Source organism: Bacillus tequilensis KCTC 13622, from assembly GCF_000507145.1.
Lineage (GTDB): Bacteria > Bacillota > Bacilli > Bacillales > Bacillaceae > Bacillus > Bacillus tequilensis.
In genome coordinates this window covers 607196-630943 of record NZ_AYTO01000034.1, presented here as the reverse complement: position 1 = coordinate 630943, position 23748 = coordinate 607196, and the positions used below count along the sequence as shown (strand labels likewise).

The following is a 23748-nucleotide window of genomic DNA, read 5'->3' as shown; positions in this document are numbered from 1 at the left end:
CAGAACAGGCTTTTCCCTATGCGTTAACTGATTGCTTTTTGTGTTTCAAGAATTCAAGAATACTATCGGCCGCTTTTTTAGAACCGCCTGCCGCTTTCAGTGATTGCCCAATTTCTTTCGCCTTTTCAGCATACACTGAATTGTTCATCACCTCTTGAATCGTTTCTTTCAAAAGGTTTTCAGATAATTGTTCTTTTTTCAGCACTTTTCCTGCACCGATTTTTTCCGCCTGGTTTCCGACGACAAATTGGTCAGCTCCCATCGGAATAACAACGAGCGGGGTTTCAAAATACAAACCTTCACTTGTGCTGTTCATTCCGCCGTGGGTCACAAATAAGCTGGCTCTTTTTAGAATCTCAAGCTGTGGGACGTAAGGGCGCACAATGAAATTTGCCGGAATGTCGTTTAACTCGCTTGCCTTAATATGCTTGCCGATGGAAAGCACAACTTTGCCGTCAAAGTCTTTGCATACCTCGAGACATTGATTAAAAAACTGTTTTTGATTGTTAAAAATGGTTCCCATCGAAATAAACAGCACGTTTTCATTGTCAATCTGATCAAATGGGAAATCATTGATTCCGGCTCTTTCTGTAATGGAAGGGCCGACAAATATATACCGATCGCCGAATTGCTCAGCCATTGGCTGAAATTCCCTTGATGTGAAGACAATCGTCAAGTCCCCCTCTGAAGAAAAAACATCAAACGGCTTCTTAATCCCTGCTTGATAATCAGCATTTAACATTTCTGCAAGCTGTTGATAAGTTTCATAATGAGGCGAATCTTCAAATGAGCCATTCATGTAAGTGCCCATCATTTCCTTTAGAAATTCCTCATTCATCGCAAAGGTTGTACACAATGAAAGTCTCGGCAGCTTCAGCAAGTTGGCAATGATTTTGCCGGCCAGAAGATGATGATCGTAAATGACATAATCATACGATTCATGCTTGACCTCATCATAAATATGAGCCGCGATATCCTTACAGGCTTTCAAAAAGGCGCAGATCATTTCTGTGAAATCTCTTTCCTCATCTCCGGTTGCGTTTTTGCCGAAGTAATCTCCCCTGAAATCATGATACTGACGAAACTCAATATCAAGAGCTGTGATTTTTTCTTTGTATTCCTCCACTGCGTAGTAAGTAATGTTTTCTCCTCGGGATTTCAGCTCTTTCATCACACCGATAGATGGATTAATATGTCCCTCACCGGGAAACCCAATCATTAATACATTAGCCATGCGGCAGCACCCTTCCTTTAAAATTTATGTAATATTTTATACGGTACTACAAATACAAAATCAGGTAAAGTATTTAACTTTATGAATATTCATTTAATATAACTTTTCTACCGGTTTATATTTCCTGTCTTCAAAACAAAAAGCATTCAGCTTAAAGTGAATGCTTTAAAAATGATCCGAATGTAGTCATTTTGTCGCATGACAGGATTTTTAGTCAGGTCCTTTTCATTATTTTTACGTTCTTGGCGAAATCACCGGATATAATACGCCGTCTTTCGCAAACGACATCTTCCCCGTCTCTTCTGAAACAACGAGCACAAGCGCATCTGTATGACCCGACATACCAAGAGCCGCGCGGTGCCGGGTTCCCAAATGGACATCCACTTCTTTTGTTGTCAGCGGGAGTACATTGGCTGCTGACACAAGTTTATTTTCTCTAACCAATAAAGCGCCGTCATGAAGAGGGTTTCCCGGAAAAAAAATGCTCTCAATTAATGAAGCGCTGATCTCCGCATGAAGGGAAGTCCCTTTTTGTATAAAATGCTCAACTGGATCTGCTCTTTCAATCACTATTAAAGCACCATGTTTATGTTCCGAAAGTGCTTTGATCGCCTTGGCCAATTCAATAAATGCCGGCGTAAATTGTTCAATGTATGACTGCAAATAAAAGGACGATGCGATGCCCTGCATATCTTGAAAAATGTGGCCTAAATCATCTAACTCACATAGAAGGCACTGGTCTTTTTCGTGAAGCGTTTTTAAGATGAGTGACGCATCACCTAGTATTTGCTCTAAATACACTTGTATTTTTCCCTTGAATGCATTTTCTGACATTTGCTCATAACGCATAGCCCTTCATCCCCTATTCAAATTTCTCCAACTTTTCACGCATGCTTGTCTTAATGATGCACATTCTATTGGTAAGGAGGGATGTAAAGAATGGAAATCGAAAGAATCATTCAGTATGTTTGCACCTTTTTAGGCGTGATCTCACTTTCTTTTATTTATGCCCAAATGTTTCGAAAAACGAAACCGACAAAAAAAGAATAGGTCCGGCGTTCATTGCTTTTTATACATAAAATGTTATAATTTCTCTCGTTATGAAAAAGAAACGGAGATCAATGTATGAAAGAAACTCAAAACGCCAGGCAAAAGATCAAACAGCTTTTGCACATATTCATTCCAATATTTATTACCCAGGCGGGGCTCTCCCTGATGACGTTTTTAGATACCGTAATGTCAGGGAAAGTCAGCCCCGCTGATTTAGCCGGTGTGGCTATTGGCTCGAGTCTTTGGACCCCTGTTTACACAGGACTTGCAGGCATATTAATGGCGGTCACCCCGATTGTCGCTCAGTTATTAGGCGCTGGAAAAAAACAAAAAATTCCCTTTACTGTTTTACAGGCTGTGTACGTGGCCGCGCTTCTTAGCATCGCCGTTTTAGCGATTGGATATGCTGCAGTGGACCTTATTCTCGGGCGATTGCACCTTGAGACACACGTACACCAGATTGCTAAACACTTTTTAGGCTTTTTATCGCTAGGGATTTTCCCTTTATTTGTTTACACTGTTTTGAGATCATTCATTGACTCATTAGGGAAAACGAAAGTCACAATGATGATTACACTCAGTTCTCTGCCGATCAATTTTGTGTTGAATTACGTTTTCATCTTCGGGAAATTCGGAATGCCGGCTCTTGGCGGCGTCGGTGCCGGGCTAGCGTCTGCGCTTACATATTGGTGTATCTGCATCATCAGTTTTTTCATTATTCGTAAATCCACGCCGTTTTCCGAATATGGGATTTTCCGTACAATGTATAAATTCTCCTGGAACGCATGCAAAAATATGCTCAAAATCGGGCTGCCTATTGGATTCGCTGTATTTTTTGAAACGAGCATTTTCGCAGCTGTCACGCTTTTGATGAGCCATTTTGATACAGTGACCATCGCATCCCATCAGGCAGCCATGAACTTTGCTTCGCTTTTATATATGCTGCCGCTCAGCGTATCCATGGCTTTAACTATTGTGGTCGGTTTTGAAGCCGGTGCAGCCCGTTTTAAGGATGCGCGCTCATACAGCTTAATCGGGATCATGATGGCGATCGGCTTTTCTTTATTAACTGCTGCCTGTATCCTTTTGTTCAGAGAGCAAATTGCCGGCATGTACACTTCTGATCCCGATGTGCTTCGGCTGACACAGCACTTTTTAATTTTCGCGCTGTTTTTTCAGCTTTCTGATGCTGTCGCCGCGCCGATTCAGGGAGCGCTTCGAGGGTACAAAGATGTGAACTACACGCTTGCTGCCGCTTTTGTCTCTTACTGGGTCATCGGGCTGCCGGTCGGTTATGCGGTCGGCACCTTTACAAGCCTCGGAGCGTTCGGCTATTGGATCGGATTAATTACAGGGCTTGCTGCCGGAGCAGTTGGGCTGTTTTTCAGGCTGGCAAAACTGCAAAAACGTTATTCACAAAAACAATACATCTAAAAGAGGTGATCAATCATGGCAAAAAACAAGAAATTATACGAATATCTGTCTCAGCATGCGGAGACCATCAGTTCAACATGGTATGAAACAATCGAGGAGACAGATCCGAATTCCATTTATGCATCAACAGACCCTGCTGTCATTCAAAATTTAAAGAGCCAGAATCTTGCCTTCAACTATAAGATTAACCGTATTTTTATAGAGGACGAAGATGTGTACCTGCCTATACTGAAAGAATGGGCCTTTGAAGTGACACAGGATCCGGAGCATTTAAAGACTCCTATCCACTATATTATCCGTGAGTTTGTCAGAGTGAGAGATCTATATATTTCTTATGTGAAAGAATTTGTCCATCTCAATCATGAGACTGTGAAAGGCGAAGAAGCCGAAGATCTATATCACTCCCTTATAAAAGCATTCGATCTTGTCATTCATATTTTTATAGAAGAAATGTACAAAAACACAAGTCTTCAGCTTCAGGCTCAAAAAGATATGATTACTGAATTAAGCGCACCGGTCATTGTCCTGTTTCACAGCGTTGGGCTGCTGCCTTTAATCGGCGATATTGATACGGTCCGCGCAAAACTGATTATGGAAAACACACTGCATCAATGTGCGAAGAAAAAAGTGACGCAGCTGTATATTGATTTATCGGGGGTAGTTGTTATTGATACGATGGTTGCCCACCAGCTGTTCAGTTTAATTGAGGCGCTGCGTTTAATCGGCGTTTCATCAACTTTGTCAGGAATCCGACCCGAAATTGCGCAAACGGCGGTTCAGCTTGGTTTGTCTTTCGAAGATATTTCCTTGAGGTCCACCCTCGCTTCAGCAATTGCATCTGATTTAAAATTAAAAAAGGTATAAGGCTTAAAGGCCTTATACCTTTTTGATTAATCATTCCATTGGTACGTCCAATAGCGTTCTTCTTCAAACCATGTTGCCATAACAGGTTCATTGTTTTTCAATTTTTCTTCAAGCTCTCTTAGCATGCCTTCTGTTTGTGTGCGGTGAGCTCTTAACGCATTCATTTTAATATCCGCTACTTCTTTGATATCAAGGACGACATCTGCTTCACCGAGCACCTCTTCTCTGTTGCGCGTAATGGCCATACAGATTGTGCGCGGACGATCCTCTTTCTTTTTGCGGTACAATGCGCGGATAACTGCTTCTCCGCATGCATCATGGTCAGGGTGTACGCCGTGCTCTGGATAAAATGTGACAATTAAACTTGGTTTTACATCATCTATAATCTCTTCCATGATATCAGCTAAATACTCATCGTCTTCGAATTCAAGCGTTTTATCACGGAGCCCAAGCATCCGAAGGTCGTTGATATCCATTTCTTTGCAAGCGTTAATGAGCTCTTGTTTTCTTAAGAGCGGCAACGTTTCCCGATTCGCGAAAAATGGATCGCCCATATTTCTGCCCATTTCACCTAACGTCGCGCAGGCGTACGTAACGGGAATGTCTTTTTTTCTGTTTAAGGCAATGAGGCCTGCCACTCCGTATGATTCGTCATCAGGGTGAGGCAGGATTACAAGTACATGTTCTTTCATTCGATTTTCACCCTTTTCTTTAAACTGTGAACGGTTTTTCACTGATTTGCAGAGAAATAGCCAGTTTACCGCCCGGCAGGTGTCCCGCCATTAACAAACGGTTCTCTTCGTCTACAGTGTATTCAGTCAAGCCTTCAGCATAAATCCAGCCTTCTTCTGTTTTCAAACCGACGCGGTAAGGTCCGCTGCCCTTGATTTTTGCCTGGTGATAGGTGACTTTTGCATTGCGGATGTACGCAACAACCGTCATGTTTTTTTCATTTAAGTGCGCTGAATAAGAACCTGTTGTGGTTTCTAAATGGATATATACAGGGCGGTCCGCATATCGTTCTAAAGATGCTTGCACATCTTCTTTTATGATTGCTTTCATGATTGCTCCCCTCTTTCTTCTTTTAAATGCTCTGCACGTTCTGTATGTAATTTGACCAGCCGGTATTTCACTGCCGGTTCGAGCTGTGAATTCACAATACGCTGGACCGCGGCAAAATATTTTTCCAGCATCGGTTTTCGGAGCCTCGGATGTGTTCGTTTATCCAAGAGCTCAAGATCTATCGCCTCCGCTACCGCTTCTGCGTCATCACTTGCGAAAGATCGATTGTTCCAAAGTGAAGCATAGGCTTTCACTATCTCTTTATCATTGTCCATCGTCTTGCTCCTTTATGTCTTACATACATGAAATGATTATACATAATATATGCTTCAACTGAAAAGCCAAAGGCCTCAGTGGCTTTTTGACGCCCGTTTCCACTTCACTTGTGAAAACGTAAACAAGAGCAATGCAGCCCATATACAGCTGAATGTAAAAGCCTTCGAGCTTGAAAATGGCTCATGATAAACAAAGAGCCCGATCAGCAAAGTAATAGTCGGTGCAATATATTGCAAGATACCAACTTGATACAGCGGCAGCCGTTTCGCTCCTTCCGCAAACAATAATAGCGGCAGCGCCGTAAACACACCGGCAAAAAAGAGAAGCATCCACGTCCCTCCGCTTTCTGCACCCGCGGGCTGAACATGGCCGCTCAGCAGCAAATATCCCAACGCAATCGGCGTAATCATAAATGTTTCCAGTGTTAAACCGATAGCGCTCGGCAAGCTTGTTCTTTTTTTGCTAAACCCGTACAGCCCGAAGCTGAATGCAAGCAGAAGCGCAATATAAGGAATGGAGCCGTATTGGAACGCCGAAATGATGACGCCGGCCGCCGCAATCGAAACCGCCGCCACTTGCAGGCGATTCAGTTTTTCCTTTAAAAAGAATATCCCAAGGAGCACTGATACAAGCGGATTAATATAATAGCCAAGACTAGCCTCAAGCAAAAAGCCATGGTTGACAGCCCATATGTATACAAACCAGTTAACCGAAATCAGGATTGAAGCGAGAAATAAAGAAAGGATGCCGCCTTTCTGTTTCAAAGATCGCAGCTCCTGCCATCCTGTTTTCCATTGCCGCAAGAAAAAAAGAACGATACACATAAAAACAAAAGACCATATAATACGGTGAGCCAAAATATCAAGAGCCGGCAGCTGTTCAAGAAGCTTCCAATAAAGAGGAAACAGCCCCCACAAGATAAAGGAAACGGCTGTATAAAGAACGCCTTTTTTTGTTTCTGAATATTGCATGTAAATCCCGCCTTTCTTTAGAGCATCTTATATTATATCACGTGAAAGATCTGGCGGGCATATACTATTTTGTCCATGAAGAAAGGGTGTGACGACGATGTTTGAGTGGAACAAGTACTTTCCTTTCCACAATCAATTTTCTAAGGAAGCGTTAAAAAAAGCTGATCCAAAAGAAGTAGAGACCTATGTAAATCGTGTGATGGAAAGTGTATTCGGCAGTGATTATGCGGCTCAATTTCCTTTTCGAGATCCACTTCCCCAAAAAGAACAGCCCGCCAAACCTGATGCAAAACCAGACGCTAAACCTGATATAGATATAATCGAAACAGCAGATCATGTGTTTGTAAAGATGCCAATCAGCGAAGGCCAGCTCGAACAGGTGAGGATCAAACACACATCGCACGAATTATTGTTAGAAAACTTCCCGAATTCAGATCATCCCAAAAAAGTAAACCTTCCTTGTTTAGTCAAACGGAAAGGAACAAAAGCCGTCTATAAGGATGGCCTTTTGGAAATCATGTTTCAAAAGCAGCAAGATTACAATATGTCCGAGGTAGAAATCATCCGATAAAAAACGGCCTGCACTGAGGCAGGCCGTTTTTTATTAATAGAAGCCGGGATATCCCCCGTATGGCACGCCGGCACCAAAGCCATACGGCCCGCCTCCATATCCATAGGGGCCAGGCGGAAAGGCATAGGGACGGGCATAGTTAAAGAGAGCACTCCCAAAAAAACCGCCTATTAAACCGCCGACTAAAGGAGCGCCAAACAAGAAAGGACTGCGCGCCGGGTATCCCGCTGGACCTGGATCCCCGCGATAATATGAAAAATGAGGGTACATGATTTTTCCTCCTTTATGTCTGCCTATACGTAAAGTATTCAACAAGCACGAAAAACGATTGGGCTACGCACTGAGTCATGGAATAGAAAACGATAAAACCATAAAACAGTAAAAAAAGAGAGCTTTATCAGAGGTTCTCTTATTTATCCTCCACTTTTTCACGGATTCACCATTTCCTATTTTCCACAAATAACCTTCTCTTCATATTGCTTCAAATCCGTAAAAGAACCGCGAGCTCAGGCGGCTCACTCTGTTAAACATAAAAAGTCATGTAAACGGTATGATCCACCATTTACATGACTTTATCATCGAAACAAAGGCTCTTTCCCGGACGCCTTTGTTCTTATTTCTCTTTGTCACACATCGTTTCACCCGGCTCGCAAAATTGATCGGCCCACGCCTGCATCTCTTGAAAAACAGCTTGAAGTGCTGTTCCTTTTTCAGTCAGCGTATAGATGACTTTGACCGGCGTTTCAGGGAGAACCTGCCGTTCGACGATCTTGTTTTGCTCTAGCTCCTTCAGGCGCTCCGCCAGCATTTTTTGGCTGATCATCGGTATTGTTTCCGTTATCTCTTTAAACCGTTTCGGTCCATCTATCAGCACGTGGATGATCAGACCATTCCATCGTTTTCCCAGCAATGAGAAAGCGGATTCCATTTTAGGACACATTGTATTTCCCACAAGTCTCCATCCCTTCATCTATTGATTGACATGTATTCAATGATCCATTACAATAATCTTTCAAGTTACATTTAGTAAGTTTCTAACTTTTCTATTATCATACCACGTTTATCCGAAGGAGGAAACACTATGACGAATACTCTGGATGTTTTAAAAGCACGTGCATCTGTAAAGGAATATGATACAAATGCCCCCATCTCTAAGGAGGAACTGACTGAGTTATTGGACCTGGCCGCTAAAGCGCCTTCAGCTTGGAACCTTCAGCATTGGCATTTCACAGTATTCCACAGCGATGAATCAAAAGCGTCGCTTCTCCCTGTAGCGTATAATCAAAAACAAATCGTTGAGTCTTCTGCTGTTGTTGCCATTTTAGGCGATTTAAAAGCAAATGAAAACGGTGAAGAAGTTTACGCTGAATTAGTAAGCCAAGGCTATGTTACAGATGAAATCAAACAAACATTGCTCGGCCAAATCAACGGTGCTTACCAAAGCGAACAATTCGCGCGTGATTCCGCTTTCTTAAATGCTTCATTAGCCGCTATGCAGCTTATGATTGCCGCAAAAGCAAAAGGTTATGACACTTGCGCAATCGGCGGATTTAACAAAGAGCAGTTCCAAAAACAATTTGATATCAGTGAGCGCTACGTTCCTGTTATGCTTATTTCAATCGGAAAAGCCGTAAAACCAGCCCACCAAAGCAACCGTTTGCCGCTTTCAAAAATGTCAACTTGGCTGTAAGGATATGAAAAACCTTAGTCCGTATGTCGGACTAAGGTTTTTTTATTATACAATCGCAGTTTTGTACCAATCGCGAGCCTGTTCAGCTTCATGCTGTGTCAGCTGATGGCCTCCATCCTGCCAGAATACGGAGGCTGCTGCCCCGCTGTCACGCAAATAGCCGTAAAGCTCTTCTGATTCTTCCTTCGTACAGAGAGGATCGTATTTCCCGGCACCGATAAAAACAGGAAGTCCCGACATATCAGGCAGCTTAAGACCGCGAAGCGGAACCATTGGATGATGCAGGATAGCCCCTTTTAAGACATCTTTATAGTGAAAAAGCAAGCTTGCCGCAATATTTGCTCCGTTTGAATAACCGACCGCAATGACTCTGTCGCGATCAAATTGATGTGTTTCTGCAGCCTCGTCGATAAAATCTTTCAATTCCCTTGTCCGTTCCACGAGGTCCTTTTCATCAAAGACACCTTCACTCAGACGTTTGAAAAAACGCGGCATTCCATTTTCAAGCACCGAGCCTCTGACTCCAAGCAGATGGGCATGAGGGTCTATAAACCGCCCTAACGAAAGCAGGTCGTGTTCATTTCCGCCAGTGCCATGTAACAGCAAAAGTACGTTGTCTGATGTTCCTTTTTCATAAATATGCTTCATTATAAATTCCCCTTTCTAAAGTTCAGGCAAAACGTCTGTAATTTGTCGTCTATGTTTCTCCAGCCATTCAGGCAGTTTTAATGAAGTCCCAAGCTCATCAAACGGTTCATCTGTCATAAAGCCCGGTTCATCTGAGGCGATTTCAAATAAGATACCGCCTTTCTCTCTAAAATAAACGGATGTAAAGTATTCTCTATCAAGGATTTCTGACGAAGGAAGATGGTTTTCCGCAATAACCGGCAGCCATTTCGCCTGTTCCTCTTTTGTTGTCCGAAATGCTACGTGGTGTACAGTTCCATAACCTCCCACACCTCTTTTTTCAGTGTGTAAATGTACGTCAATGACACTGCCGATTGCAGCTGAGGATGTCAGTCTGACAATCTGGTCTTCTTCCCCCGCTTTGACGTATCCAAAGCTTTCGGTTAAAAATTGTATGGTCGCCTGCGGATCATAGGAATACAGCAGCACGCCTTTCATTCCAATAATTGCTTCATGTTCTGAAATGCCCTCAGGCGTCCACTCGCTTTTGCCGCTTTTTGCATCCTCCATGATCGCTAGCGGAAGGTCTTCCGTATCATCAAACATTAGAGCCTTTTCACCGAATAACGTTATCTCCTCAAGATTTAGTCCGTTTGTCTCAAGACGTTCCTTCCAAAAAGACAGGGAGCCCTTAGGAACTGAAAAGTACACCCGGCCCGCTTGGCCTTTTCCTACCGTTCCCTGTCCGCTTCCTTGAAACGGAAAAAAGGTTATAATTGTACCGGGATCTCCATTTTGATTCCCAAAGTAAAAATGATACGTTCCGGGATCATCAAAGTTTACAGTTTTTTTGACAAGTCTGAGCCCAAGCACTTCTGTATAAAACCGCAAGTTTCCCTGCGGATTTTTGGCGAATGCTGTGACATGGTGCAATCCTTCTGTTTTCATTTTCCCACTCCTATTTATCTCGATTTCAAGATGTTTATTATTTTAAACCTTTATTGAGAAGGATGCAAACCATGTGTTTGCATTAAATAATTGAAAAAATCATTTTTTTCTAATAATTATCTTGTGATCTTTTCTAACAACTGCTATTATAGTGAGCATTATCATGTTTCAGGAGGAAAGTAAATGGTTAAAAAAGCACTTATTGTTATTCTCATTCTTTTGCCATTCGCTCAGCTTGCGCTATTGCCGCTTGTGAATCGAATCGAACCGATTATGTTCGGTCTTCCGTTTTTCCACTTTTGGCTGCTGTTGTGGATTATCATTACACCGTTATGCTCGTTTGGGATTTATCAGATGCAAAAAAAAGATGGAGGATTTGAATAATGCAAGGGAATCTCACTGCACTTCTTATTACAGCTATTATTGTTTTAACCGTTGTCTGTATCGGATTTCTCGCCGGAAGGGACAAATCCTCACGAACCTCAGTAGAAGAATGGTCAGTCGGCGGCAGACGCTTCGGCGGTCTTCTCGTCTGGTTTTTAGTAGGCGCTGACCTCTATACTGCTTATACTTTCTTAGGGTTAACCAGTACCGCATATACGGGCGGAAGTGTTGCATTTTTCGCCATTCCTTATTCTGTGCTGGCTTACTTTATCGCCTACTTCTTCTTGCCGAAACTTTGGAAAGTTGCGAAAATTCACAAATTAACAACACTTGCGGATTATGCCCGGGAACGTTTTGACAGTAAACTTTTAGCCAGCCTCGTCGCCATCATCGGTGTGCTGATGCTGATTCCGTACATATGCCTTCAGCTGAGCGGCATTCAAGATACGCTTCAGGTTGCCGGCACCGGCTATATTAATGTAAAATTCGTTGTCATCATCTCATTTTTTCTAGTTGCTCTTTACACATTCTTCAGCGGGATTAAAGGTCCTACATTTACAGCGATCATTAAAGACATTTTAGTCTGGGTGATTATGCTGTTTATGGTGGTGTCCCTCCCTCTCATTCATTTTAACGGCTGGACACCGATGATTGACACGTTAGTGAAGGAAGCGCCGCAAATGCTGACAATACCAACAGAAGGGCCAAAAGGCATTCCTTGGTTTATTACAGCATCTATCGTTTCCGCTCTCGCACTTTTTATGTGGGCACATGCCGCCACAGGTGTTTTCACGGCGAAAAGCGCGGATGCAATAAGAAAAAACAGCATGTTTTTGCCGCTTTATAATATTGTATTAATTTTGGTCATTTTTCTTGGCTTTATCGCCTTTCTTGTCCTGCCGGAAGATACAAATCCAAGATTGGCGCTGCTGCATTTGATTCAAACATCTTACGGCGGCGTGGCACAAGGTTTTGCATATGCCACAATCGCTCTTGCTTCATTAATACCTTGTTCCATTATGGCAATTGGGGCATCGAATTTATTTGCTAACAACCTATATCGGGATTTGATTCATCCAAATGTGTCTCAAAGCAAGCTGACCCTTATCACACGCTCAATGGTGTTTGTTGTGATCGGTCTCGCGCTTCTGTTTGGAATGCTGTTCCCGACTGCCTTAGTGACACTCCAGCTATTAGGTGTATCCGGCATGGTGCAAATCTTCCCGGCGATTGCTGTCAGTCTATTCTGGAAGCGCCAAACGAAAGAAGCGACAGTTATCGGATTATTAGCCGGCCTTGCGGTTACGTTTATTGTGTATACCACTCAATCCGCACATGGCATTTATGAAGGATTCTGGGGATTGGCCGCAAACATCATTGCTGTGGTTATTCTGAATCCGCTGTTCGTCAAAAAGGCAGGATCCAATCCTGTCATTGAAGGATTATTTGGTAAAAAACAAGACGCTAACCCGAATCAAAAGGGTGCATAAAAAAACCATACGCGGCTGCCGCGTATGGTTTTTTTCACATTTGTTTTTTCAGCGTTTCAATAGCCTTTTTCATCTGTGTATCATTATGAGACAGCTTCTTTTGAAGTTCTGTCATTAATTTCGTTGTTGTATCGCCAGTCAGTACGCCTGTTTCTTTCAGCTTCTCTTTTTTCTGGAATTGTTTGACGGCAGATACAAAATTCTGGTCATACGTACTGTTAACCTTTACCTTGTAGCCAAGTGCTTTGAGCATTTGTTGAGCTACTTTGACGTTTGTGCCTGAATCACCTGATTTGTACGTTTTATCCGCGTCCAAATAAGGCAGCTTTGCGTAATCAGGCAGCTCTGCTTTCACTTGAGGCTTGATGCCTTTTTTGTGAATCCACTCACCATCGGCAGTCAGCCATTTGGCAACTGTCAGTTTGACGTTGGAACCATCATCGTATTCTTTTGCTGTCTGCACTGTGCCTTTGCCAAATGTCGTTTCGCCGATTAACGGTATGCCTGACGATTCATGAAGGGCAGCAGACATAATTTCCGCGGCGCTGGCTGTTCCGTCATTGACTAAAACGACGGTCGGCTTCGTGACTTTTCGTTCTTTTTCAGCTTTCATAACTTCTTTAGTACCATTTTTGTATTCAACCTGCATGATGTTTTTACCCTTGTCAATGAACAGGTTACTCATTGTAATCGCCTGCTCCATTAAGCCCCCCGGGTTGCCTCTTAAGTCTAAAATATAGCCTTTGGCGCCTTTTTTCTCTAAACTGTCAATCGCATCTTTCAGCTCTTTACCAGTGGTTTCAGAGAAAGAAGTGATTTGAATTTCACCGATGTTATTGTCTTTCATTTCTGAATAGACGGTTTCTACAGGGATGGTATCGCGCTTAATGGAAAGATCAATATTTCCGACTCCCGCTCTGTTCAGCTCAAGCTTCACTTTTGTGCCCTTTTTACCTCGGATTAAAGCGACGGCCTCATTTACATTCATGCCCTTGACGCTTTTTCCGTCCACTTTAAGGATTTGGTCCCTCGGTTTGATTCCGGCTTTTTCAGCAGGTGAACCTTTAATCGGCGACACAATAAGGATTTCACCGTCTTTCTCCTCTACTTGGGCTCCGATCCCTTCAAAGGAAGCAGAGATCGTTTGGTCGAATGATTTTGCTTCCTCTTGATCCATATATGTGGAATACGGATCACCCAGAGATTGAATCATTCCTTTAATTGCTCCGTCTACTAATTTGTCATCATCTGTTTTTTGGTAATAATCACTTTTGATTTGCTCATACGCTTTATTTAATTTGTCGAACTTGCTGTCTCCCGCGCCTGCTGATTTTTGGCCCAGGATGCTGGAATTGCCCGTAATAAATAAAGTAAGCGCTGAAGCGACAACTGCAGTGATCAGCACAATAAAAAACAGTTTTAATTGCCGTTTCAATTAAACACCACCTTTTTCTTCTTACATTATTATCATGGACGAATTCTTATTCGTCAACTCGGAGCAGAAATGAAAGAGAAACGCCCTTCTTTCGCTTTTCATAAACCTATGTCTTTATACGACATATGATAAAGAAAAAGGAGGATTTGATATTGAGCCGATATTTAGAAATGCTGTCCTTATTCGGTGTCGCAGGAGCGCATCCTGGCGGTTTGGCTTTTTCAAAAGCGGTCCTGCAAAAGGCTGCGCCCTCCCCGAATCAGCCGATTCTTGATGCCGGATGCGGAACGGGGCAAACAGCGGCTTATTTAGGACATTTGCTGTATCCTGTAACAGTCGTTGATAAAGATCCTATCATGCTTGAGAAAGCGAAAAGAAGATTTGCAAATGAAGGGCTTGCCATCCCTGCATATCAGGCGGAACTAGAACACCTCCCGTTTTCTTCTGAGTCCTTTTCCTGCGTCTTGTCAGAATCCGTCCTCAGTTTTTCCCATCTGACATCCTCTCTTCAAGAAATTGCAAGAGTATTGAAGCCCGGCGGGATGCTGATTGGTATCGAAGCGGCTTTAAAAAAACCGATGCCGCCTGCAGAAAAGAAGCAAATGCTGGATTTTTACGGTTTTACTTGTTTACATGAAGAATCCGAGTGGCATAAGCTCCTGAAATCATACGGGTTCCATAAAACGGAAGCGATGTCACTTCTCCCTGATGACATGGAATTTGAGCCAACCACAGAGATGGATTTATCGCAAACGATTGACCCTATGTATTACGATACGCTTCAAACACATTATGAACTCATGCAGATGTATAGAGAGTACATGGGTCATTGTATCTTTATTGCTTATAAGTAAAACGGCGTTTTGCCCCCTGTTTTCGTCCAACCTTTTTCTCCCATCTATCATATGCTGATAGAAAGTCAGTATAGGAGGGAAACAATATTGGAAAGATATTACCACCTTTGCAGAAACCATCAAGGTAAAGTCGTCAGAATTACAGAAAGAGGCGGGAGAGTTCACGTCGGCAGAATTACCCATGTAACCAGAAACAGAGTTTTTATAGCTCCGACCGGCGGAGGGCCAAGAGGTTTCGGTTACGGATATTGGGGCGGTTCTTGGGGATTTGGAGCAGCTTACGGTATTTCCCTCGGTTTAATTACAGGGGTCGCTCTTGCTGGTTTATTCTTCTGGTAAGAACCAGCACTAGATTCACCAGACACAATGAAGCCCGCTTATCTAGAGTAAGCGGGCTTTTCCTTTTAAATTTTCTTCACTTTTTCAAAATACTCTTCCAGCGTTAAATCATTATCATGGATAACTTTTGCAGCCTTTTTGCCGACATAGCGCAGATGCCATGGCTCATATTCATATTTCGTGATATCCTCTTTATTTTTCGGATAGCGAATGATAAAGCCATATTGATAAGCATTGTCCTGCACCCATTTTCCGTCTGCCGTGCTTCCGAACGCTTCATTTAGCTCAAAGCCGTTGCTTCGGCTGGAAATGTCCATCGCAAGGCCTGTTTGGTGCTCGCTTTCACCCGGATAAGCGACCGCTTCTTTTGCCTTCTTTTCCCCTTTAAGGCTTACTTCATTGTCAAAAATGACTTTCTGTCTGTCATACGCACGGTAGCCTGAGACAGCTGCCAGTTCATAGCCTTCCTTTTTCGCAGCATCGAACATCGTTTTTAATGCGTCGGCCGCTTCCTTTCTGATGTAACGTTTTTGAATCTTTTCTTCAAAAGAAAACTCTACATCAGGTATGACAAGATCGCTAGGTTCATAGTTTCCGGGCAGCGCGTATTGTTTATTGACAAGCGCCAGTATATTTTCTGGATTTTGAATGGTTTCCAGACCATCCACTTTTTTAATATCATTGAAATACTTGCTTTCCAATGAAAACTCACTGTTCTGGGTGTTTGTGTTTTTCGCATCAGTTGTTTTTTGTTCTGATTGCTTAGTTTCTGCTGTGGTTTTCGTATCTTTTTGAGCATCTCCATTTGACATGCTGCAGCCGGCTCCGACTATTGCCGTTACACTCAGAGCGGCAGCCAGTGAGAACCATTTACCAGACTTTTTCATCATACATTACCTTCCTTTTATCAATCGTTTCCGCATCCATAAAGAAGAGGCTGCCGGCACCCAGCACGCCTCTTAATTTATTTTATTGTGACACAGAATGCAAAGCCACTTCTATCATATCATGAAATGTGGTTTGACGCTCTTCCGCTGTCGTTTCTTCTCCTGTTAATACATGATCGCTCACGGTGAGAATTGACAGCGCTTTTCTTCCGTGCTTCGCTGCTAATGTATACAATGCAGTTGTTTCCATCTCAACGCCAAGCACTCCGTAATTTGCAAGCTTTTCAATTTGTGAATCGTCGTTGTAAAACTGATCAGCTGTAAATACGCTTCCTACCGTTACCGGCACACCTTTATCTTTTGCGGCATCATAGGCATTTTTTAAAAGCTCGAAATCTGCGCATGGCGCAAAATCAATGCTTCCGAAAGCAACTCTGTTCATTTGTGAATCAGTTGAGGAAGTCATCGCCAAAATGACGTCTCTCACTTTAACATCTTTACGGATAGCCCCGCAAGAACCTACTCTTATTAGATTTTGCACGCCATAGCTTTGTATTAATTCATTTACATAAATCGAAATAGACGGAACACCCATTCCCGTGCCTTGCACGGAGATTTTTTTGCCTTTGTATGTACCCGTAAACCCATACATGCCTCTGACTTCATTGTAGCATTCTACATTTTCAAGATACGTTTCAGCAATAAATTTTGCTCTGAGAGGATCTCCCGGCAAAAGCACTGTATCTGCAATTTGTCCTTTTTCAGCACCTATATGTACACTCATCTCATATCCTCCTGTAAATCTAAATTATCATTCAGTCCGTTCATTTTACAACGAAAGTCATAATGAGACAAACTTCAGTCATTGATTATAAAGGAATATCGCCAAAAAAGAAATGTTCCGGAGCAGTTTGGGCACTTCCGGAGAAAAACGGGATAATCGAGGTGTTTATTTGAAAACCTAACCGCAGGAAGGAGGAATGAGACATGGGTAAAAAACAGCGCAACAGGATCACCGGCCAAAAAAAGAACAATCATATACCCGCAAAAGATGTCATTGCAGCTGAAGAGGCGCACGGGAAAGAGTATTCCGCTGCCAAACGCAAGCCTTAAACTGCAGAAAACTGCGGAAATCCGCAGTTTTCTTTTCGTTATGTCGTTTGTACAATCAGGCGATTGATTTTTCTCCATCCGGCGGGAAGGAGTTTGTAATATGTTTTCCCTTTTCTGCCTTCATCAATCAGAATCACGTCCCCAGTGGCCATAAATCTCGCATCATAATCACTTGGAACGGTGTCAAATACATTAAACACAGAGAATGCTCTTTTCAGCACGTCTTGATGATCGCTCCCGTGCAGTTCAGTTCGATAGACGGCTCTGTAGCCTTTTTTTTCACCAAACCGGGGTGTTTGGAATATTGTCACGTCATAGGAACAAGACTTCTTTTTAAACACGGATAACATCATCAAGATCCCCTCCCTTTTATTTCTTTTACATATTGGCGTTTTTACCACGTTTTCCTCTCTCTATTTTTGTCGAAACCGCTTTATCTTTTCGTCAAAACCTTTTACCAGGAAAAACAGAAGCAAGCCGAGACTAAAGCCTCCCAGCACGTCGGTCACAAAATGAACGCCCAGATAGACTCTGCTTATGCCGACCAAAACTGTGATGACACCAGCTATGGTGTATACTGTTTTTTTATATTTAGAGAAAAACGGGAGGTGTTTCACTAAAAAGTAGGCAATGACAGGATAGACACAGGCAGTGTTCATGGAGTGGCCGCTCGGAAAGCTGAAAGATGATTCATGAACCAGCGGAGCAAAATCAGGCCTCACTCGTTCGATCCATTCTTTTAAGACTTTGTTTAACAGCCGATCGGCGCCGAATACGAAGAGCATCAAAAGCCCGTCCCATGTTTTTCTGTAAAAAAACAGCACAGCCCCAATCATTACGATAAGAGGGAGCAAAAAAGAAGAAGTACCAAGATACGTGACCCCTGTCATGACATCATTCAGCCATGGCTGACGGATCAAAACAGCTGCCTTGCTTATCGTTTCATCTGCTGATTGAACAGCATTTGCATGAATGGCTGCAGCGAGAAAAAGAAAGAAAAGAAACAGACTAATGGGCTTGTACATGTAACCACCTCGATTTTCACATAAGTCATAGAACACGAATAATAAAACCGGAGCTGACCGCTCCGGTTTTAAGCCTCAATCCTCTTCATCCAGCTCTTCATCTATCATACATTTTTCTATCAAATAATCAAAGGTAATATCAGCGATTTCAAACAGTTCATCCTCACTCGGTATGTAGCCCCGTTTTGCAAGCTCTCTGTAAAAAAATTCAGCGATTTCTTCCGTATCAATTACAAGATCTATTTCTTTCATCTCCGTACCGCCTCCTTTTTTATGTTTTATGAAAAAACAGGCTGAATTATACCCCGTGTTCTAAACAATTCTTTCAATCATATACATTGAATAAAAAACAAGCCATAGGAGGCTGACGCCAATGATTGCTAAAATGATGGAAGCACTGGACGGAGAACGATTTGATATCATAATGGAAAAAACGCTCAAAGGAATGACGCATGTCATGATATGGGGCTGTCTGCCTTATTTTTTATATATTTTAATCCGTTTGTTCACAAACTAACTGAAATGCTCTTTTAAACTTTCCAAAACAAACATCATCATATCTTTATACTCTTCATCTTGAAACATTTCGTACAAAATTTTGTAGTCATTATAAATATCCAGAAGCTCATCAACAATTGATACAGCAAGGATGTGAAGGGTATCTTGATCTTCATCATCGCCTTCAAACTGAAGAAGAGCAGACGATGCGATATCTTCGCCGATCTCATGGCCAGTTTCTCCGACATAGTGGACAAACAACAGCTGATGTACAAACTGGTCCATTTCATATTTTCTTAGAACCAGCGTGAGATCCTCTTCCTCCGTTTCAAGCCACTCTCCATCCTTTAAACGGGTCAGCTCATAAATAATATCTTCCCATCCGTCTTCTAAATATCTCCAAATTTCTGTTCTGTGGCCGATAATGCGAAAGAGTTCTTTTCCATAATCTTTTACATAAACAACGTCTCCAATAAGGAATTCATACTCAATATCAAGTTTTTCCATGTCGACAATGACACCCTCATAATCTTTATAAAGCTGAATGGACGATTCAAAGTATAGGACTTCATTATGATTCACTTCATAAAGATAGTGTTTATCAATTTGGTGTACTTTTGTAATAGTGCCGACTGTTCCATACATTATAACGACTACAACATCCCCTACTTGGAATTTCGGTTTATTTTGCTTCATGGTGTCTCCCCCTCGCCGCAACATTTCTCATACGCTATCGTATGCCGGGTGACTCCGATTCGCATGGGCATGAAAACCAAAGGAAATATCCAATTATATATGGGTGAGGGCATAAAAAAATCCGCAGTGATCTGCGGATGAACCAGCTACTATCTGCCGTGCACTTCAGCCTCGTATTGATCCCAAGCTTCATCAAACGTCGCCATCGTATGAAGATAATCTGCGTTCAGCTCTAAATATGAACTGATTTCATGATAATCGGTTGAGGTTTTTGGGAAGCTGTGATCCTCATACGCTTGATTGGCAAATTCACTGATGCTGTCCTGCGGCTTCGGGTGTCTGTATTTCAATAAATAGTGATAAAAGGATTTCATGGGTTTCCCCTCCTGGTGTCTGTCTTTTGTTGTTCTATTATACAATTCAAGTGTAAAATTACAACAAAAGAATACCGAACAATCATTCAGGAGAAGTCAAAATAATTGCGTTTCAGAATCCTTTCTGTCTCCATGAGCTGCTGATACGTCAGGCTTTCGGGCAGATTTTTTGTTTGAATCAAAAGCAGCTGATCCTCAACCTCCTTTATTGTGGCTTCCTCCTGATAGGTCATTCCACAGGAAGCACACACCATGGCGGGGGTGTCTGTCAGTTCTATGGCTCTTGTTCCATCAGGGAGCTCCCAGTATACCGTGTTCCTGCCGGGTATCGCTTTAAGCTCGCCGCACCATTCGCATGTTCTCATGAAGAATCACCTCCGTTTTCAGCGCCTTTCTGCTTTTTTTGCTGCGCCAAATATTTCTTTTCTTTGAGCTGGTCTCTTTTCTCACGCCGGTCTTTTAATGTTTCATGCTCCGGATTCGCTATATATGCCTCTCTTCTTTTGATTCGGGCTACATTTTCCGGTGTGAATGAGACATCTTTGTCAGCAAAAATGGCACTTAGCCCGATCGGCTCCTTTTTGTCAGCGATTTCAGGATAAACGGACTCAAAATAGGCGTCAGCCTGGTTAGGAATATAATTCTCCGGCTCCGGATATGACGTAATCACACCTTCAAAATTTCTCAAGATGACTTTGTCTGGACTTTGCGACAGGACATAGTTTGGCTGCAGGGCGATTTTTCCCCCGCCGCCCGGTGCGTCAACGACAAAGGTAGGAACCGCATACCCTGAGGTATGGCCTCTCAGCCCTTCAATAATCTCCAAACCTTTGGAAACAGGGGCTCTGAAATGCCCGATCCCTTCTGACAGATCACATTGATAAATATAATATGGGCGGACTCTGATTTTTACCAAGTCGTGCATGAGCTTTTTCATGATGGGGACCGAATCATTAATACCCGTTAACACGACGGCCTGATTTCCGACCGGCACTCCTGCGTTCACCAGCTTTTCACAGGCCTCAACGGATTCCTCTGTCATTTCGATGCTTGTGTTGAAATGGGTGTTCAGCCAGACCGGATGATATTTTTTCAGTATTTCGCACAGCTGATCGGTAATGCGCTGCGGAAAGACGACAGGCGCCCTTGTTCCGATTCTGATGACTTCCAGATGCGGAATGCTGCGGAGCTCTTTTAAAATGTATTCTAAAATTTGGTCATTGATTAACAGCCCGTCACCGCCTGAAATCAAACAATCACGGATTTCGGGTGTTTCGCGGATATAAGCAATCGCAGCATCAAGCTGTTTTTTAGGGACGCCCATTCCAATTTGTCCGGAAAAACGCCTTCTTGTGCAGTAGCGGCAGTACATGGAACATTGATTCGTGACAAGAAACAGCACACGGTCTGGATAGCGGTGCGTCAAACCTGGCACCGGTGAATCTTCATCCTCATGGAGCGGGTCTTCCAGATCGTATTTTGTTTTGTGCATTTCTTCAGAAAGCGGTACTGACTGCATGCGGATCGGGCATCTCGGATTGTCGGGGTCCATTAAGGAAGCATAGTAAGGTGTAATATTTAAGGGGATCGTTTTGGTTGAAATTCTGACGCCTTCCTCTTCATCTTCGGTCAAATTAATGACTTTTTTCAAATCATCTAACGTTCTTACCGTATGTGTCAGCTGCCAAAGCCAATCGTTCCATTTCTCTTCCGGAACGTCCTTCCATAACTCGATCTCCTTCCAATGCCGTTTCGGTTTATACCATTTGCTTTCCAAATGAATTCCTCCTCGCGCAACGTTTTCACTTACAGGTGCTTGCACCATATATTCATGTTTTCAAGACCTTCGGATATATAGCAATTATTGATCAGCCTTCCGCCGTATTGATAACCGGAATGGTACAACACAGCATTCATCCCAAAAGACGCAGCACGGGCGAGAGAAAATACGTGAAAGATCTCCTGCTCAGCCATTTCTTTTTCTAATGCTTCAATTAAAAAGCTCGTCAGTGAACATCCGCGATATTCCGGAAGCACAGCGCAGTCAGTTATTTCCGCATGACCCAGCTCTGGATTGATATCTGCGCTTGCTGCGCAGATCAGACTGTCATGATCAAGCATGACATAATATATCGTATTTTCATTCATCGTCTGTTCAATATAAGCGGGATCAAATACTGGGGTCGGATACGTACGGAATACTTTTTTATACAGCATCGATAGCTGGTACATGTCATTTGCTTCTGCTTTTCTTATCGTAAAATCGGGTTTATTTTCACTTCGGCGGCGAGGTGCTGTGCGATATAAAGCTTCTATCATCTCATGTTCCTTTACATAAGAATCTGTTTGCCTCCGCTTTTCTGTGAGATAACGGACCATGACACATGCCGGATGGCCGAGATAATAGCCCTTGAGAAAACCCTCCGGCGCAAACAATTGCTTGGCAAGCACTGGCTCATCATGCTGTTTCGCATAGACGATGATTTTGTCCGCCTTCTCTTCTTTTGCTGCTGCCACGATTTCAGGCAGAGCCTTCTCAATGGCCCCGTCATAACGAACCACTCTGATTCGTTTATTAAAGCCGTCATGATCCAGAACAGCTGTAACCCCGTTACTCTTTATCGACTTGAGCATCCGCATCCTCCCCGTCTGTATGAACCCCGCACCAATCCATAACAAAAAGCGCAATAATTTTAGCAGATTCTATCATGGCTTCAACCTCAATGTATTCATTTGCCTGATGGGCTGTTTTTGTTTCCCCAGGCCCGAATACAATCACTGGCGTATCTCCCGCATGATATAAAAGTCCTCCGTCCGTTCCCCATGGCGAGGCTTCGGTGATTGGCGCTGTCCGTTTCATTTTTTGATAGGCTGATTGCAGCACTGAAATTAAAGGATGGTCATCAGGTAAATCATTTGGCAGCCATTGAGCGCCGAACCATTCCACTTTTACCGGGTGGCGTTTAAACCATTCGTCACGGTATTCTAAATCCTTCAGCCAGTTTTCCAATTCAAGTTTTACGGCTTCTGGTTGTTCATGGGGAGCAATTCCGCATCTTCCTTCAATAACGACACGGTCTGCAACGGAAGATGGCCATGCACCGCCTGAGATGGTGCCGATATTCACCGGTACTGGTATGGGGACATTGTCATACAGCGGATCTGATATTCTCGCATTGCGGACTTTCTCCAGCTCTTGTATGGCTGTGATCACGTGCATGCTTTTTTCAATCGCGCTTACTCCCTCATAGCGTGTGCCTCCATGTGCCGCCAATCCCTTCACTGTGATCCGAAACCACATCGAGCCCTGCTGCTTTATAAAAAGTTTCATATTCGTGGGTTCCGGAATCAGCGCACCGTCAGCACGATAGCCTCTCATGATGGCAGACAGTGTTCCCGCACCGCCGCACTCTTCATCTATAACACTTTGAAACAATACATCTCCCTTCAATTTGACATCGCAGGCGTGCAGGGCTTCTAAAGCAAAAAGAAGGGCTGTATTGCCTCCCTTCATATCCGTTGAGCCGCGGCCGTATATTTTACCGTTTTCTTCGACAGCTTGAAATGGCTCATACGTCCAATCCTTTACACTGCCTTCAGGCACAACATCGATATGACCGTTTAAAATCAGTGACCTGCCCCCGCCCGCTCCCGTTTTTTTGGCAACAATGTTCGGGCTTTCATGAAAATCAGAACGATCCGATTTAAAGTAGGGATGCTGTTTTAATTGCTTTAGGCTTGGCTCCCACAAGTCAATGTCCATCTGAAATTGCCGGAGCTTTTCAAGCACGACTGCTTGAGCGTTAAACTCTGAGCCCAATGTGCTTTTTTCTCCGATCAGCCTTTTGAGAAGACGAATGGCTTTGGCCGAATGCTGATCAAGCCACCCGATTACTTTTCTCTCAATCTCTTCCATCCTCATTCCC

At 43.1% G+C, this 23748-nt stretch carries 32 protein-coding genes; 10 read left to right on the top strand and 22 right to left on the bottom strand.

Annotated features, from left to right (window positions below):
* Window positions 1–16: 16 nt before the first annotated feature.
* Window positions 17–1234: a macrolide family glycosyltransferase gene (locus V756_RS0114995; RefSeq protein ID WP_024715371.1), complete on the bottom strand. Its 1218-nt coding sequence runs from the start codon at window positions 1232–1234 to the stop codon at window positions 17–19.
* Between the two features lie 234 nt (window positions 1235–1468).
* A complete protein-coding gene (gene cdaS / locus V756_RS0114990; RefSeq protein ID WP_024715370.1) occupies window positions 1469–2083 on the bottom strand; it encodes a cyclic di-AMP synthase CdaS in 615 nt (204 codons plus the stop codon).
* A 276-nt stretch (window positions 2084–2359) separates the two neighbouring features.
* Here cdaS and V756_RS0114980 point away from each other — a divergent pair, with 276 nt between their 5' ends.
* On the top strand, window positions 2360–3718 hold the full coding sequence (locus tag V756_RS0114980) for an MATE family efflux transporter (protein ID WP_024715369.1): 1359 nt from the start codon (window positions 2360–2362) through the stop codon (window positions 3716–3718).
* Window positions 3719–3733: 15 nt separating this feature from the next.
* Complete coding sequence (rsbRC, locus tag V756_RS0114975; protein ID WP_024715368.1) at window positions 3734–4582, top strand: RsbT co-antagonist RsbRC; 849 nt, start codon at window positions 3734–3736, stop codon at window positions 4580–4582.
* Window positions 4583–4608: 26 nt separating this feature from the next.
* Here the strand turns inward: rsbRC and bshB2 are convergent, their stop codons facing one another.
* From bshB2 to rarD, 4 genes are all read right to left on the bottom strand, one after another.
* Window positions 4609–5274: a bacillithiol biosynthesis deacetylase BshB2 gene (gene bshB2 / locus V756_RS0114970; RefSeq protein WP_024715367.1), complete on the bottom strand. Its 666-nt coding sequence runs from the start codon at window positions 5272–5274 to the stop codon at window positions 4609–4611.
* A gap of 19 nt (window positions 5275–5293) precedes the next feature.
* Complete coding sequence (locus tag V756_RS0114965) at window positions 5294–5644, bottom strand: YojF family protein (protein WP_010334594.1); 351 nt, start codon at window positions 5642–5644, stop codon at window positions 5294–5296.
* The gene (gene yoyC / locus V756_RS0114960; RefSeq protein WP_024715366.1) at window positions 5641–5919 is read right to left on the bottom strand and encodes a protein YoyC; all 279 of its coding nucleotides are present in this window, start codon (window positions 5917–5919) and stop codon (window positions 5641–5643) included. Before yoyC ends, V756_RS0114965 begins: the two co-directional genes overlap by 4 nt.
* A 75-nt stretch (window positions 5920–5994) precedes the next feature.
* A complete protein-coding gene (gene rarD / locus V756_RS0114955) occupies window positions 5995–6891 on the bottom strand; it encodes an EamA family transporter RarD (protein WP_024715365.1) in 897 nt (298 codons plus the stop codon).
* Window positions 6892–6988: 97 nt separating this feature from the next.
* On the opposite strand from rarD, the gene V756_RS0114950 reads away from it, so the two are divergent.
* Entirely contained in the window at window positions 6989–7462 is a 474-nt protein-coding gene (locus V756_RS0114950) for an Hsp20/alpha crystallin family protein (RefSeq protein WP_024715364.1), read from the top strand.
* A 33-nt stretch (window positions 7463–7495) separates the two neighbouring features.
* Here the strand turns inward: V756_RS0114950 and V756_RS0114945 are convergent, their stop codons facing one another.
* Both V756_RS0114945 and yodB read right to left on the bottom strand, forming a co-directional pair.
* Window positions 7496–7732 (bottom strand): hypothetical protein, encoded by a 237-nt coding sequence (locus tag V756_RS0114945; RefSeq protein WP_024715363.1) that lies wholly within the window; start codon window positions 7730–7732, stop codon window positions 7496–7498.
* Between the two features lie 343 nt (window positions 7733–8075).
* Window positions 8076–8414 carry a transcriptional regulator YodB gene (gene yodB, locus V756_RS0114940; protein WP_024715362.1) on the bottom strand — a complete coding sequence of 113 codons (339 nt, stop codon included), beginning with the start codon at window positions 8412–8414 and terminating at the stop codon, window positions 8076–8078.
* Window positions 8415–8543: 129 nt separating this feature from the next.
* Here yodB and V756_RS0114935 point away from each other — a divergent pair, with 129 nt between their 5' ends.
* A complete protein-coding gene (locus V756_RS0114935) occupies window positions 8544–9152 on the top strand; it encodes a nitroreductase family protein (RefSeq protein ID WP_024715361.1) in 609 nt (202 codons plus the stop codon).
* 45 nt (window positions 9153–9197) lie between these two features.
* Here the strand turns inward: V756_RS0114935 and V756_RS0114930 are convergent, their stop codons facing one another.
* Both V756_RS0114930 and V756_RS0114925 read right to left on the bottom strand, forming a co-directional pair.
* Entirely contained in the window at window positions 9198–9800 is a 603-nt protein-coding gene (locus tag V756_RS0114930; protein WP_024715360.1) for an alpha/beta hydrolase, read from the bottom strand.
* Between the two features lie 15 nt (window positions 9801–9815).
* Window positions 9816–10727: a ring-cleaving dioxygenase gene (locus V756_RS0114925; RefSeq protein ID WP_024715359.1), complete on the bottom strand. Its 912-nt coding sequence runs from the start codon at window positions 10725–10727 to the stop codon at window positions 9816–9818.
* A 183-nt stretch (window positions 10728–10910) separates the two neighbouring features.
* Here V756_RS0114925 and V756_RS0114920 point away from each other — a divergent pair, with 183 nt between their 5' ends.
* Both V756_RS0114920 and V756_RS0114915 read left to right on the top strand, forming a co-directional pair.
* Entirely contained in the window at window positions 10911–11111 is a 201-nt protein-coding gene (locus tag V756_RS0114920) for a DUF3311 domain-containing protein (protein ID WP_024715358.1), read from the top strand.
* Window positions 11111–12601 carry a sodium:solute symporter family protein gene (locus V756_RS0114915; RefSeq protein ID WP_024715357.1) on the top strand — a complete coding sequence of 497 codons (1491 nt, stop codon included), beginning with the start codon at window positions 11111–11113 and terminating at the stop codon, window positions 12599–12601. Before V756_RS0114920 ends, V756_RS0114915 begins: the two co-directional genes overlap by 1 nt.
* A 34-nt stretch (window positions 12602–12635) precedes the next feature.
* On the opposite strand, the gene ctpA is transcribed toward V756_RS0114915, so the two are convergent.
* Window positions 12636–14036 carry a carboxy-terminal processing protease CtpA gene (ctpA, locus tag V756_RS0114910; protein WP_024715356.1) on the bottom strand — a complete coding sequence of 467 codons (1401 nt, stop codon included), beginning with the start codon at window positions 14034–14036 and terminating at the stop codon, window positions 12636–12638.
* 152 nt (window positions 14037–14188) lie between these two features.
* On the opposite strand from ctpA, the gene V756_RS0114905 reads away from it, so the two are divergent.
* Both V756_RS0114905 and V756_RS0114900 read left to right on the top strand, forming a co-directional pair.
* Window positions 14189–14890, top strand: a complete 702-nt coding sequence (locus tag V756_RS0114905) for a class I SAM-dependent methyltransferase (protein WP_024715355.1) — start codon at window positions 14189–14191, stop codon at window positions 14888–14890.
* Window positions 14891–14977: 87 nt separating this feature from the next.
* The gene (locus tag V756_RS0114900; protein ID WP_024715354.1) at window positions 14978–15229 is read left to right on the top strand and encodes a hypothetical protein; all 252 of its coding nucleotides are present in this window, start codon (window positions 14978–14980) and stop codon (window positions 15227–15229) included.
* Between the two features lie 65 nt (window positions 15230–15294).
* Here V756_RS0114900 and ldcB read toward each other — a convergent pair whose 3' ends face one another.
* Together ldcB and deoD are read right to left on the bottom strand one after the other, a co-directional pair.
* Window positions 15295–16116, bottom strand: a complete 822-nt coding sequence (gene ldcB / locus V756_RS0114895) for an LD-carboxypeptidase LdcB (RefSeq protein ID WP_024715353.1) — start codon at window positions 16114–16116, stop codon at window positions 15295–15297.
* Window positions 16117–16198: 82 nt separating this feature from the next.
* Entirely contained in the window at window positions 16199–16900 is a 702-nt protein-coding gene (deoD, locus tag V756_RS0114890; RefSeq protein ID WP_024715352.1) for a purine-nucleoside phosphorylase, read from the bottom strand.
* A 203-nt stretch (window positions 16901–17103) separates the two neighbouring features.
* Between deoD and yoyE the strand changes: the two genes are divergently transcribed.
* Window positions 17104–17229 (top strand): protein YoyE, encoded by a 126-nt coding sequence (gene yoyE, locus V756_RS01000000122505; protein WP_003218142.1) that lies wholly within the window; start codon window positions 17104–17106, stop codon window positions 17227–17229.
* Between the two features lie 38 nt (window positions 17230–17267).
* On the opposite strand, the gene yodL is transcribed toward yoyE, so the two are convergent.
* The 3 genes from yodL to V756_RS01000000122500 form a co-directional block, all read right to left on the bottom strand.
* Window positions 17268–17582: a shape determination protein YodL gene (gene yodL, locus V756_RS0114880; RefSeq protein WP_024715351.1), complete on the bottom strand. Its 315-nt coding sequence runs from the start codon at window positions 17580–17582 to the stop codon at window positions 17268–17270.
* A gap of 60 nt (window positions 17583–17642) precedes the next feature.
* Window positions 17643–18254, bottom strand: coding sequence for a phosphatase PAP2 family protein (locus V756_RS0114875; protein ID WP_024715350.1), 612 nt, complete (start codon window positions 18252–18254; stop codon window positions 17643–17645).
* A gap of 75 nt (window positions 18255–18329) precedes the next feature.
* Complete coding sequence (locus V756_RS01000000122500) at window positions 18330–18506, bottom strand: YozD family protein (protein ID WP_032682118.1); 177 nt, start codon at window positions 18504–18506, stop codon at window positions 18330–18332.
* Window positions 18507–18627: 121 nt separating this feature from the next.
* Here V756_RS01000000122500 and V756_RS0114865 point away from each other — a divergent pair, with 121 nt between their 5' ends.
* Window positions 18628–18771, top strand: coding sequence for a hypothetical protein (locus V756_RS0114865; RefSeq protein WP_024715349.1), 144 nt, complete (start codon window positions 18628–18630; stop codon window positions 18769–18771).
* Here V756_RS0114865 and yodN read toward each other — a convergent pair.
* The 6 genes from yodN to V756_RS0114835 all read right to left on the bottom strand — a co-directional run bounded on the left by yodN (window position 18768) and on the right by V756_RS0114835 (window position 23744).
* Window positions 18768–19448 carry a germination protein YodN gene (gene yodN, locus V756_RS0114860; RefSeq protein WP_024715348.1) on the bottom strand — a complete coding sequence of 227 codons (681 nt, stop codon included), beginning with the start codon at window positions 19446–19448 and terminating at the stop codon, window positions 18768–18770. The genes V756_RS0114865 and yodN overlap by 4 nt on opposite strands.
* Window positions 19449–19597: 149 nt before the next feature.
* Window positions 19598–19822, bottom strand: coding sequence for a YozE family protein (locus tag V756_RS0114855; protein WP_010331315.1), 225 nt, complete (start codon window positions 19820–19822; stop codon window positions 19598–19600).
* An 86-nt stretch (window positions 19823–19908) separates the two neighbouring features.
* The gene (locus V756_RS0114850; RefSeq protein WP_024715347.1) at window positions 19909–20187 is read right to left on the bottom strand and encodes a YokU family protein; all 279 of its coding nucleotides are present in this window, start codon (window positions 20185–20187) and stop codon (window positions 19909–19911) included.
* Window positions 20184–21599, bottom strand: a complete 1416-nt coding sequence (gene kamA / locus V756_RS0114845; RefSeq protein ID WP_024715346.1) for a lysine 2,3-aminomutase — start codon at window positions 21597–21599, stop codon at window positions 20184–20186. Before kamA ends, V756_RS0114850 begins: the two co-directional genes overlap by 4 nt.
* Window positions 21600–21628: 29 nt before the next feature.
* On the bottom strand, window positions 21629–22456 hold the full coding sequence (gene ablB, locus V756_RS0114840; protein ID WP_024715345.1) for a putative beta-lysine N-acetyltransferase: 828 nt from the start codon (window positions 22454–22456) through the stop codon (window positions 21629–21631).
* Window positions 22434–23744 carry a peptidase gene (locus V756_RS0114835; RefSeq protein WP_081719869.1) on the bottom strand — a complete coding sequence of 437 codons (1311 nt, stop codon included), beginning with the start codon at window positions 23742–23744 and terminating at the stop codon, window positions 22434–22436. Before V756_RS0114835 ends, ablB begins: the two co-directional genes overlap by 23 nt.
* Window positions 23745–23748: the final 4 nt, after the last annotated feature.

Excerpts from the sequence above, each read along its gene's own strand:
- V756_RS0114995 (WP_024715371.1), bottom strand. The coding sequence starts at position 1,234 with ATGGCTAATGTATTAATGATTGGGTTTCCCGGTGAGGGACATATTAAT.
- cdaS (WP_024715370.1), bottom strand. The coding sequence starts at position 2,083 with ATGCGTTATGAGCAAATGTCAGAAAATGCATTCAAGGGAAAAATACAA.
- V756_RS0114980 (WP_024715369.1), top strand. The coding sequence starts at position 2,360 with ATGAAAGAAACTCAAAACGCCAGGCAAAAGATCAAACAGCTTTTGCAC.
- rsbRC (WP_024715368.1), top strand. The coding sequence starts at position 3,734 with ATGGCAAAAAACAAGAAATTATACGAATATCTGTCTCAGCATGCGGAG.
- bshB2 (WP_024715367.1), bottom strand. The coding sequence starts at position 5,274 with ATGAAAGAACATGTACTTGTAATCCTGCCTCACCCTGATGACGAATCA.
- V756_RS0114965 (WP_010334594.1), bottom strand. The coding sequence starts at position 5,644 with ATGAAAGCAATCATAAAAGAAGATGTGCAAGCATCTTTAGAACGATAT.
- yoyC (WP_024715366.1), bottom strand. The coding sequence starts at position 5,919 with ATGGACAATGATAAAGAGATAGTGAAAGCCTATGCTTCACTTTGGAAC.
- rarD (WP_024715365.1), bottom strand. The coding sequence starts at position 6,891 with ATGCAATATTCAGAAACAAAAAAAGGCGTTCTTTATACAGCCGTTTCC.
- V756_RS0114950 (WP_024715364.1), top strand. The coding sequence starts at position 6,989 with ATGTTTGAGTGGAACAAGTACTTTCCTTTCCACAATCAATTTTCTAAG.
- V756_RS0114945 (WP_024715363.1), bottom strand. The coding sequence starts at position 7,732 with ATGTACCCTCATTTTTCATATTATCGCGGGGATCCAGGTCCAGCGGGA.
- V756_RS0114935 (WP_024715361.1), top strand. The coding sequence starts at position 8,544 with ATGACGAATACTCTGGATGTTTTAAAAGCACGTGCATCTGTAAAGGAA.
- V756_RS0114930 (WP_024715360.1), bottom strand. The coding sequence starts at position 9,800 with ATGAAGCATATTTATGAAAAAGGAACATCAGACAACGTACTTTTGCTG.
- V756_RS0114925 (WP_024715359.1), bottom strand. The coding sequence starts at position 10,727 with ATGAAAACAGAAGGATTGCACCATGTCACAGCATTCGCCAAAAATCCG.
- V756_RS0114920 (WP_024715358.1), top strand. The coding sequence starts at position 10,911 with ATGGTTAAAAAAGCACTTATTGTTATTCTCATTCTTTTGCCATTCGCT.
- V756_RS0114915 (WP_024715357.1), top strand. The coding sequence starts at position 11,111 with ATGCAAGGGAATCTCACTGCACTTCTTATTACAGCTATTATTGTTTTA.
- ldcB (WP_024715353.1), bottom strand. The coding sequence starts at position 16,116 with ATGAAAAAGTCTGGTAAATGGTTCTCACTGGCTGCCGCTCTGAGTGTA.
- deoD (WP_024715352.1), bottom strand. The coding sequence starts at position 16,900 with ATGAGTGTACATATAGGTGCTGAAAAAGGACAAATTGCAGATACAGTG.
- yoyE (WP_003218142.1), top strand. The coding sequence starts at position 17,104 with ATGGGTAAAAAACAGCGCAACAGGATCACCGGCCAAAAAAAGAACAAT.
- yodL (WP_024715351.1), bottom strand. The coding sequence starts at position 17,582 with ATGATGTTATCCGTGTTTAAAAAGAAGTCTTGTTCCTATGACGTGACA.
- V756_RS0114875 (WP_024715350.1), bottom strand. The coding sequence starts at position 18,254 with ATGTACAAGCCCATTAGTCTGTTTCTTTTCTTTCTTTTTCTCGCTGCA.
- V756_RS01000000122500 (WP_032682118.1), bottom strand. The coding sequence starts at position 18,506 with ATGAAAGAAATAGATCTTGTAATTGATACGGAAGAAATCGCTGAATTT.
- V756_RS0114865 (WP_024715349.1), top strand. The coding sequence starts at position 18,628 with ATGATTGCTAAAATGATGGAAGCACTGGACGGAGAACGATTTGATATC.
- yodN (WP_024715348.1), bottom strand. The coding sequence starts at position 19,448 with ATGAAGCAAAATAAACCGAAATTCCAAGTAGGGGATGTTGTAGTCGTT.
- V756_RS0114855 (WP_010331315.1), bottom strand. The coding sequence starts at position 19,822 with ATGAAATCCTTTTATCACTATTTATTGAAATACAGACACCCGAAGCCG.
- V756_RS0114850 (WP_024715347.1), bottom strand. The coding sequence starts at position 20,187 with ATGAGAACATGCGAATGGTGCGGCGAGCTTAAAGCGATACCCGGCAGG.
- ablB (WP_024715345.1), bottom strand. The coding sequence starts at position 22,456 with ATGCTCAAGTCGATAAAGAGTAACGGGGTTACAGCTGTTCTGGATCAT.
- V756_RS0114835 (WP_081719869.1), bottom strand. The coding sequence starts at position 23,744 with ATGAGGATGGAAGAGATTGAGAGAAAAGTAATCGGGTGGCTTGATCAG.